5 protein-coding genes are annotated in these 8,518 nt (G+C 40.1%); 1 reads left to right on the forward strand and 4 read right to left on the reverse strand.

Annotated elements, in window-relative coordinates:
• Positions 1-74: 74 nt before the first annotated feature.
• The 3 genes from rpoD to budA form a co-directional block, all read right to left on the reverse strand.
• A complete protein-coding gene (rpoD, locus tag M4974_RS04420) occupies positions 75-1,364 on the reverse strand; it encodes an RNA polymerase sigma factor RpoD (RefSeq protein ID WP_248706078.1) in 1,290 nt (429 codons plus the stop codon).
• Position 1,365: 1 nt separating this feature from the next.
• The gene (gene dnaG, locus M4974_RS04425) at positions 1,366-3,210 is read right to left on the reverse strand and encodes a DNA primase (RefSeq protein WP_248706077.1); all 1,845 of its coding nucleotides are present in this window, start codon (positions 3,208-3,210) and stop codon (positions 1,366-1,368) included.
• 250 nt (positions 3,211-3,460) lie between these two features.
• Positions 3,461-4,174, reverse strand: a complete 714-nt coding sequence (gene budA / locus M4974_RS04430) for an acetolactate decarboxylase (protein ID WP_248706076.1) — start codon at positions 4,172-4,174, stop codon at positions 3,461-3,463.
• Between the two features lie 56 nt (positions 4,175-4,230).
• Between budA and alsS the strand changes: the two genes are divergently transcribed.
• Positions 4,231-5,898: an acetolactate synthase AlsS gene (gene alsS / locus M4974_RS04435; RefSeq protein ID WP_248706295.1), complete on the forward strand. Its 1,668-nt coding sequence runs from the start codon at positions 4,231-4,233 to the stop codon at positions 5,896-5,898.
• 68 nt (positions 5,899-5,966) lie between these two features.
• Here alsS and M4974_RS04440 read toward each other — a convergent pair.
• Positions 5,967-8,518 (reverse strand): putative mucin/carbohydrate-binding domain-containing protein (locus M4974_RS04440; RefSeq protein WP_248715786.1); only part of this gene is annotated, 2,552 nt, incomplete at its 5' end.

Raw genomic sequence — 8,518 nt, forward strand, 5'->3', positions numbered from 1 at the left:
TGAACCGCTGATTTTTAGTTTAGCATAGGCCCATAAGAAAAGCCACGGATTGGCGTGGCTTTTTAAAATTGCTATTAATCTTCGTCCATGAAGTCCTTTAAGTGCTTAGAACGACTTGGATGCCGTAACTTCCGCAATGCTTTCGCTTCAATTTGACGAATCCGCTCACGGGTAACACCAAATACTCGGCCAACTTCTTCCAAAGTACGTGTCCGACCATCTTCCAAACCAAAACGAAGACGCAAAACGTTTTCTTCTCGATCTGTTAAGGTATCTAGGACCGATTCTAATTGTTCACGCAACATTTCATAGGCTGCTGAATCGGCCGGTGAAACGGCCTCGTTATCTTCAATGAAATCACCCAAATGCGAATCATCCTCTTCACCAATTGGGGTTTCTAGAGAAACAGGTTCTTGCGCGATTTTAAGAATTTCACGAACCTTATCAGCAGTCAAGTCCATTTCGGCTCCAATTTCTTCTGGCATCGGTTCACGACCCAAATCTTGAAGCAGTTGACGCTGAATTCGAATTAACTTATTAATTGTTTCGACCATGTGGACCGGTACACGAATCGTCCGGGCTTGATCAGCAATGGCACGAGTAATAGCCTGACGAATCCACCAAGTGGCATAGGTTGAAAACTTAAATCCCTTGGTATAGTCGAACTTATCAACGGCTTTCATCAAACCCATGTTTCCTTCTTGAATCAAATCCAAGAATTGCATACCACGCCCAACATAACGCTTAGCAATCGACACCACCAAACGTAGGTTGGCTTCGGCTAATTCTTGTTTAGCTTCTAAATCACCAGCTTCAATTCGCTTGGACAGCTCGATTTCTTCATCACCTTTTAACAGGCTAACTCGACCAATTTCCTTTAAGTACATCCGCACGGGATCATTAATCTTAATCCCAGCCGTATTTTCAGCAGATTCTAATTCTTCCTTGGATGGCTTATTTTGCTTGGCTTTCAGCACTTCAGGAGCAGGATCACCAGATTCATCAACAATGGCGATTCCAGCATCTTCAACCTTTTCCATCAAACGTTCGATGTTTTCTCCATCCAAATGGAAAGGTTCAGCAATTCGTTGAGAAAGTTCCTTATATAGAATCTGTTTAGCTGGCTTGAATTCTTTCAATAATTCTCGCACTTGTTTTTCATAGGCAGCGCTTTTAATGGGTCCAGACTTTTTAGCGGTATGGTGACTAACCTTACGCCCCGCTTCGGCAGCTTCTTCCGGCGACTTTCCTTCAGCTAATGCTAAAAGTTCTGCCTTCCGTGCACGGCCATTAAAGGCGATTCCTTGCTCATTTAAGTAGTCTTTAATTTCTGAAATTTTACTTGAACTTGAAATTTTTGCCATACTATCTCCTATCGTGTTGCATCTGACGCTTTAAGTTAATTAACTCTGTTGAAAGCTGAATTAACTTGCTATCATCATGCTGCTGTTTAGCTAAGCGAATCGCTTGCGTCAACTCGTTTAGCTTATTTTCGTAAGGGGCTTCTCGCATAACCACCCGAAGGTAGTCCTGGACAGCATCCCGTTCCACGGCTAAATCACCAAATTCTCTTTCAATTGCCATAATTTTTTGATTTAGGGCTGGTTTTTGAATAAAATCCATAAACTTAGCTAAATCAAAATCCGAACCAACATTTTGCTGATAGACCTCAATCAGCATCATAATTAACTGGTAATCGGAATGCACAAAGGCGAAACCGGCTTGGGATTTCACGTAGCTCATCATAGCCGGCGATTTAATCATTGCCATGATCAATCCCCGTTCAGCTAGTTCAATCCGACTAATGGAAGAACCCGGCAAATATGCATTTAAATCAGGTTCAACCAATGCATGGGGTGGCAGAATTAAGCCAGAATCTGTGGTTTCTTGGCGAACTTTAGGAAACGTTGTTGTCGCTAACTGTTGCTGCAAGGCGCCCTTATCCGTACCAAATTCCTCACTCAAGCGATTAAGCTGAATATCTTGTTCAACCGGACTAGCCTGTTTTAAAATCACCATGACTTCTTTTAAGAAATCTAAATATTGAGCTTGGTTGGAAAGATTTCGCCCCGTACGAGCGGCACTAACTAAGAATTCAACGGGCGTCAGGACCCCTTGCTGGAGCGAATTTTGTAACGCAGGCAACCCCCGTTGTAACCGCATTTCGTCAGGATCCAAATTATCCGGTAGAACAATAACACCCACTTCAATTTTAGGTGCTTCTTGATTAATTAAGGCAATACTGCGCTTAGCTGCATTCTGCCCAGCCTGATCACCATCGTAAACTAGTAAAACTTTTTTGGCCAAACGTTCAATTTGGCGAACGTGGTCATTAGTTAGAGCAGTCCCCATCGTCGCCAACCCGATTGCTGGGTCAAGCATATTGACGGACATGACATCCATGAAACCTTCCAAAATCATGGCCGTGCTAGCTTGGCGAATGTTGTTTTTAACTTGATCAAGATTATATAAAAGTTGCCCTTTATTGAAAAATTCACTTTCAGGACTATTCATATACTTAATCGGATTTTTAGAATCTAAGGCTCGTCCGGAAAAACCAACTACTTGACCACTGGCATTAGCGATTGGCCAAACAATTCGATTAGCAAAGCGATCACGCCTTTGACCAGCCTCGTTAGTTAAAAACAAATTCGAATCGTTTTGTAGTTGTGGACTGAGTTCCTGCTCCTTTGCATAGGAAAGCAAAACATTATCACTAGGAACAAAACCAATTCCATATTGACGGATTAGTTCGTCGTCAACTCCACGTTGTTCATGTAGGTAATCTAAGGCTTGTTCCCCTGCCGTAGTGTTTAGCAAAATATGCTGATACAGGCGTTGAGCTGCTGAGTACAACTGATAAATCGCCGTGAAACGTTGCTCTTGAGGTCCTTCCCCTTGATTCTGATAACGCGGATCAAGGGGCATTCCGGCCGCTTGAGCCAAAGATTCTATCGCAGCTGGATAGGTTAAATTTTCCTTTTCCATTAGAAAAGAAAAAATCGTCCCTGACCGACCGCAAGAAAAACAGTGAAACACTTGCTTCTTTTCGTCAACGAACAAAGAAGGCCGTCGATCTTCATGAAATGGACAAGACCCATTCCACTCTTTACCACGTTTAACTAACTGGGTATACTGCCCAATCAAATCAACGATATTGGTCTTTTGCCGAACTTCATCAATGACAGTCTGCGGAATACGTTGTGCCATATCAGTTGCCCCCATTTAAAAACAAAGGTCGCAAACAGAAAGTCCGCGACCTACTCTAATTACTCCCAGTATTTTACTGGAATATCACTTTTTTGTCAAGCCCCCTAAAATTTAAAAAATCGCTTTATATCAGTAATTAAGAGAATTATTTATTTAAATTAAATAATATTATGTCAACCACATTTGCCAAAAATAATAGCTTTTGAGTCATAAAAAATAACGCCCAAAGGCGTTATTTTACATCACTTGATTATTTTTCAGCATGACTGATTTGTTCAGCAATATCGTGGTGCTGACTGTAATCAAAATTCATGAAATCGACAGATTCAACGGGAAAATGTTGTACTAAATTATCAAACATTTGTAAACCTAAACTAGCTTGATTAAGCTCAAAGTCCAAAACATGGCCACCAAATAAATGATCATCACTAATAAAATGGTAGTGAAAACCGCCCACGGCCACACCGTTATAAAGACTAGGCGCATAATAGCCTAACATCTGGCCACTAATATTTTCCCTCTCAAAAACGCCTTGCTTTTGAGCTGCTTGGGCTAAACTAGGATATGGTTGTTTTTGTTTATGAACAGAACGAGTCTTCACCCGGGTGAAGTTCCCTTTCAACATAAATGAATAGAAAATATTATTCCAAATTTTTTCTTGGGCAATTTTAGCCAATGTTTCATCCTTGTCCATCTTTTGATATTCACCAATTGATTGATAATCTGCAAAATGTACGTTGGCAAAAGGAACCATATCTTTAGGTGCTAGTTCCCTAACTTCCCCATCACCAGTGATTTGATTAACTTGACCATCCAAAATAATTAATTCACCATCTAATCCATCTCCAGTACCAATACCAGTATTACCATGCTGTAGTAATTGTGAAACAGGTAGCGTACCAGAAAATAAACCAGCGGTCAAGTCCGCGAGGGTTGAATGCTGGTATAATGTTGTTGTGTCCATGTTGTTGCGTCACTTTCTTAAAATAATTAGGAGGACTAATTTTGGAAAATAAAGAAATGAACGGTGCTGAAGCACTCGTACAATCAATGATTAACCAAGGAATCCAATACTGTTTTGGTATTCCAGGTGCCAAAGTAGATTTATTGTTTGAAACATTGCAATACCACAAGGATCCACGTGCTCCTGAGTTGATTGTAACACGCCACGAACAAAATGCTATCTTTATGGCAGCGGCGATTGGTCGCCTAACTGGTAAACCTGGTGTAGCAATTGTTACTTCAGGACCCGGTGTGACAAACTTAACAACCGGTCTACTCACCGCTACCAGCGAAGGTGATCCTCTAATCGCCTTGGGTGGACAAGTTCCTCAAGATGATTTAAACCGAGCAACCCACCAAGCCGTTAACAGTGCTAATTTGCTAAAAGAAGTTACCAAAAGCAGTGTCGAGGTGGAAGATTCTAACAACGTTTCCGAAGTCTTCACTAATGCTTACCAAACTGCAATTTCACCCAAGCAAGGAGCCACGTTCATTTCCCTACCACAGAATGTTCTCGCCCAAGAAGTCACTCGGCCAGTATTGAACCCCTTGACTGAAGTTGATTATGGTCAGCCTAGCCCAAGTATTTTAAATAGCATTAGCGAAAAAATTAAGACCGCCAAGGCCCCTGTGATTTTAGCTGGAATGCGCGCTTCAAGCCCAGAAAACACAGCTGCTTTGCGAGCATTAATTGATCAATTTGCTCTTCCTGTGGTCGAAACTTTCCAAGGTGCCGGTGCAGTATCTAAAACACAGCTCAACAAATTTTTCGGCCGAATTGGCCTCTTTAAGAACCAATTGGGGGATTCCGTTTTACGCGATAGTGACTTAATTTTGACTGTTGGTTACGATCCAGTTGAGTATGAACCTCGCAATTGGAATAATGATGCTACGCCAATTATCTGTATTGATGAAGTCCAGGCCGAGTTATCCAATGATTTCCAGCCCAAGCTAAAAATTCAAAGTAGTATTGCTGAAACCTTGACCGCCATTAAAGAATCACTACCAACTAAGCCTGATTTTGATACCAACCGGCAACAGGAATTGGATGATTTACGTGCTAAGTATGCAGCTATTGATGATGCTAACTACCGTGATTACTTAGCTAAACCAACTGAACAAAATAAGCTCAATCCCCTTCAAATTTTGGAAGTGCTTCAAAATAAAGTAAACAACGATACCACTGTAACTGTTGATATCGGTAGTCACTATATTTGGATGGCGCGGTATTTTGAATCTTATAGCCCCCGAACACTACTCTTTAGTAACGGGATGCAAACACTAGGTGTGGCTCTGCCTTGGGCGATTAGCGCCTCATTGATTCGCCCCAATCAAAAGATTGTTTCAATTTCTGGTGATGGTGGTTTCCTATTTTCTGGACAGGATTTGGAAACAGCGGTTCGGTTGAAGTCAAATATTGTCCAATTGATTTGGAATGATTCACACTATGACATGGTTCGATTCCAAGAAATTGCCAAATATGGTAAAGATTCTGGTGTTGACTTTAACAATATTAACTATGCCAAAATTGCGGATGGCTATGGTGCAACTGGTATTCGAGTCAATAGTTTAATCGAATTTAAGGATGCTCTTGACCGGGCCTTTGAAATTGACGGTCCAGTCGTGATTGACATTCCAGTTGACTATTCTAACAACATCAAATTAAAGACTTCTAAGTTACTTTAATCGTAAAATGTTCAATAAAAAGCATGAACTCGAATTAATTTTCGGATTCATGCTTTTTTCTAGCTTAATTATTGAAATAGGTTACCAAATTTAGTCATCAAAGTTTTTTGTGTTTCTGCATCTAACCCTTGAATGGCTAGTTTCAAGTTTTTAATACGATCTGAACCAGCTAAGTTACCATAACTAGCATCAGCTTCAAGCTTATTACCTAATGCATCAATTTTTTGCAACAAAATTTCTTTAGCTGTTGTACTTAAGGCTTTATTTTCCAATCCATACTGAGTGACGGTTAATACGTTTGTAGAACTATTCTTATTAATCAAATCATCACTTGATTGTAAACGAGTTTTCGTTTCCCTATGATAAATTTCAATTGTATCTCCAGGATTAATCTTAAAAACATTATCCCCAACGACAGCAGTCTTACCTTTAAGAACGGTTTGATAAGTAATCTGCCCCTGAGTATCTTTGACTGTCAATTTGATATAGTCATCATTAATATACTCATGAGGTTGATTATTAATCACATTGAAATGAACCAAACCAGCACTTAAATCAGTCGTTAAGGTCGCCGCGGTACGATCAGCGTAGCCTCTAAAGTCAATTGCTTGATTAAGTAGTTGGCTGCGTGCTTGCACCTGGAAATTCAAATTCAAACTGTTGTCTGCTTCCTTAACCAGAGCATACTTTTGAGTGGTAAAAATTTGATCGGTACGATTACCAGCTAATACGACATCATAAATACCATTTGGCACCTGATTAAAGATTACTTGATTACCAGTAATCGTTTGACTGGCTACTACTTGATTACCGTCTTTTAGTATCAGCTGCTGTCCTTGGAGCTCAGTTAATTGATCACCGACTAGGTTAACCGTTAAGTTACCATGTAAGCCAAGGGCTTGAATATCCTTATTTTGAACTAGCTCAAAATTAGAATTAATCAAAATATTAGGATCCAACAACTGTCGCGCAGCTTTCAAACTGTCAGCTGGCACCACATCAATCAAATGTGCTACTGGATGATAGCCACGATCTCGATTACGATCTGCTTGATCGGTGTTTAATTTAAGACCCCAATTTTCTAAGACAGGTGTGAAATCTTGCTGACTATAATCACTATAATATTGGTTTAACAAATCAGGAAGCGGATAACGTTTAGCATCAAAACCAGGCTGACTGGCTAATTCACGATATCCTTTATAGAGTTCAGTATGCGCGCCATTACCAGCTTTTTGTCTTAACATTGTTAGTAAAATCAACTTTTGACGATTATCCATTGCCTCATAGGAATGATTACCATTCACCCATGCTACATCCATCGCATCTTCCACCGCTTTACGATTACCAAAATCAAAAAGCCAGCCAACTTGATCTGCACGTTTGCCATACTTTTCATACTCATATTGGATACAGAACAAATTATTGGAAACTTCTCTAGTATACATTCCTTGATCGTCAAAACCAGCTTGATACCCATGAGCAATTTCATGCAGGGTACCCCAGTGGGCAACGTCAGCATTCCATGTACCTTCTTCAGGGCCATGCAAATACATATCAATATGATCCCCATGCTGGGCTGTCCAACGATGTCCATAATAGGCGTAACCAATTCCACTGATATCTGCCTTGATGAAGTAACGGTTTTGGCTATTACGATTTAGATTAGAAGAATTATCAAAACCAGCAATTTCATTATACTTAGCAAAGATACCCTCGTAATAATTAATCAATGAGTCTAAGCTTTTGAAACTCGGGTTTTGTTTCAATAAATCATAATTTTTTATTGGAACTAACATTTGAAATGATTTACTTTTAATCAAACCATATTCAGCTTGACTTTGCTGCCATGTTTGGAAAAATTCAGATTGATTCTGCCCAAACTGATAAATTGGCAGTTTCTTTTGATCAGTTGGTGATACTATTTCATATTCAATTTGAGCGCCATTCTCTCCAAGTGGTGTTTCAATGAAAGGCACAAAGTTGTCTTTAGCCGTTATCGTTACCCAATCATTACCAACACTAGCTTCCTGTTCAATAGCACTATCATCGCCCAAAAGACGCAAAGTCAACTTATCCTTAAAATTAGGATTAACTTGTCGAAGTCGAATACTGTTACCCTTGCCTAGAATAATGCCTAAGTCCTGGCGATCATGATTACGCCCTTTACTAATATCTGCATCATTAATCCACGTTGGATTAACAATACTAAAGATATCTTGCTTTTTGATTGTAACCTGTTCACTTTCAGAACCACTTTGGCTAGCACTAACACTAGCCGATTGGCTAACAACTTGGCTGGTTGATTCACTAATACTTTTAGCTAGCGCATTTGCTGTGCTAGTTGAAGCACTAGCACTTTGGTCAACTATGCTTTGTGAGACACTAGTACTGTTAATTACTGAATCACTTTGGCTAACAGCTTGACTGGTTGATTCACTGATACTCTGAGCTAGCGCATTTGCTGTGCTAGTTGAAGCACTAGCACTTTGGTCAACTGTGCTTTGTGAGACACTAGTACTGTTAATTACTGAATCACTTTGGCTAACAGCTTGGCTGGTTGATTCACTGATACTCTGAGCTAGCGCATTTGCTGTGCTAGTTGAAGCACTAGCACTTTGGT

The organism is Convivina praedatoris, from assembly GCF_933208495.1.
GTDB lineage: Bacteria > Bacillota > Bacilli > Lactobacillales > Lactobacillaceae > Convivina > Convivina praedatoris.

Bases quoted from the DNA above. Each gene is read 5' to 3' on its own strand.
- alsS (WP_248706295.1), top strand. From the start codon at position 4,231: ATGAACGGTGCTGAAGCACTCGTACAATCAATGATTAACCAAGGAATC.
- budA (WP_248706076.1), bottom strand. From the start codon at position 4,174: ATGGACACAACAACATTATACCAGCATTCAACCCTCGCGGACTTGACC.
- rpoD (WP_248706078.1), bottom strand. From the start codon at position 1,364: ATGGCAAAAATTTCAAGTTCAAGTAAAATTTCAGAAATTAAAGACTAC.
- dnaG (WP_248706077.1), bottom strand. From the start codon at position 3,210: ATGGCACAACGTATTCCGCAGACTGTCATTGATGAAGTTCGGCAAAAG.